The organism is Coleofasciculus sp. (genome assembly GCF_046565525.1).
Lineage (GTDB): Bacteria > Cyanobacteriota > Cyanobacteriia > Cyanobacteriales > Coleofasciculaceae > Coleofasciculus.
In genome coordinates this window covers 1-1,785 of sequence record NZ_JBKHUP010000237.1, presented here as the reverse complement: position 1 = coordinate 1,785, position 1,785 = coordinate 1, and the positions used below count along the sequence as shown (strand labels likewise).

At 42.9% G+C, this 1,785-nt stretch carries 2 protein-coding genes; both read right to left on the bottom strand.

What is annotated here, in order from left to right; genetic code table 11:
- Positions 1-96 precede the first annotated feature (96 nt).
- Entirely contained in the window at positions 97-1,356 is a 1,260-nt protein-coding gene (locus ACLGGO_RS35430) for an ISAs1 family transposase (RefSeq protein WP_446422828.1), read from the bottom strand.
- 68 nt (positions 1,357-1,424) lie between these two features.
- Positions 1,425-1,613: a hypothetical protein gene (locus ACLGGO_RS35425; protein WP_446422827.1), complete on the bottom strand. Its 189-nt coding sequence runs from the start codon at positions 1,611-1,613 to the stop codon at positions 1,425-1,427.
- Between the last annotated feature and the right edge of the window lie 172 nt (positions 1,614-1,785).

Here is a 1,785-nt window from a genome sequence, read left to right as displayed (position 1 = left end):
TGGATGTGACCGATGACCAAGTTCATGGTTGTCAAGAGGGAGCATTTTTCAATACTTATTATAAAGGGGTGTGCTATCAGGGTAAGAGCATCTAAATTAGGCTTGACATAAGGACTTAGAGGAATTTAAGGTAGAGTCAATGAAACACGAGGAAAGAACTCGAATCATATAATCGTTATCCATAGCAGTCCGTTTCATTTTTTGTCGGAGACTACGTTGGTAAGTTTGTTCGCGATTGAGAACATTAAGAGCAATGCGTCGGAGCAGAGAAAAATTCCGAGGACTGTGGAAGGAGCGAATACGGCAAGAATCTTCTGCGAAAGTACAATCAAGAGTCCAATGAGCCTGGTTTTCGATACCCCAATGTTTGCGGATAGCTCGACCTAAAAATAGTGCATCACTGTGTAAAGAAGTCAGATAAAACTGAACATCACGAGTAGTGTGATTCCAAAGACGGCGCACCCGGACAACCATAACAACGCTTTGAATTCCTACCCAAAGTCGGGGTTGGTAAAGTTCGCCAATAGCAGAAACCGGAACCGACCAGACTTGACGGATTTCCGTGCGATAATGTCCTTTTTCAATACGTTGATCATAACTGACATCAATGCCTTGAAAATTCTGTGCCGAAGCTTGTTCAAACCATGTTTTAACCTGGTGGTAGAGAGTCGGATGATTTGCCTTGAGTGCCAGGACATAATCCGCTTTCTTTTCGATAATCTTTTGAGCAATTTCGGTTTGAGTTCCCATCGCATCAATGGTGATAATAGCACCGGTGATATCTAGTAATTCTAATAAGGCAGGAATAGCTGTAATTTCGTTAGATTTATCTTCCACTTTCATCTGTGCCAATACCAAGTTTTGTTCACTTGCCCAGGCGCTAATCATATGCAGTGCTGATTTTCTTTGATTTCGGTCGTAAGAACCCCTAATTGTCTTTCCGTCTATGGGAATTACCTCTCCTCCCATCTTGGTCATCAGAGTTTCTACCCATTTGAGAAAGCAACGATTCAATTCTTCTGGGTTGATGAACTCAAATACCCGTCGGAAGGTGTCATCGGAGGGAATTCCGTTTGGTAGTGCTAAAAACTCTTCTAACCACTGCTGCTTACTGATCCCGTAATTTTCAATATCTTCCCACCCTTGCGCTCCGGCGATGACGGCAAGAATCGCAATCACTAAAATATCGGTGAGTTGATGTTTCTTTGTTCGCTCTACTCTTGGATCTCTTATGTCAGAAAAATTCTTGACTAAACTCTGTTGAACAACTTCAATTGATATGGCTTCTTTTGGCTTTGGCTGATGACGATTACTTTTCTTGGCTTGCTCCGATTGCGTTTCAAATCCTTCAGACATAAAGCTTCATTCCTGGAGTTGTAAGGGTGAGCACATTGCTGTAATCTCACTTATGCAAGCTAGCTATGTCAAGTACATTTTTTATCGGTTTGCTTGTGCAAGTCAGGTTGACCCATATCCAGGGCGCGATCGCAAACCCCTTCCTCTTGCTCCATAATGACCGCCCGACAAGGTTTTTGATTCACCCCGTTAGGGACGCGATCGCAAACCCCTTCCTCTTGCTCCATAATGACCGCCCGACAAGGTTTTTGATTCACCCCGTTAGGGGCGCGATCGCAAACCCTTCTCTTGCTCCACAATGACTCTGACTTTTGTCAAGTACAATTTATACTAAATTAGATGAGCTTACCCTGGGTGTGCTATGCTCCTTTATATATTTTCTGTGGGCATCATTTATTAGTAGCTCTTATTACGTCCTTCTAATGTAGA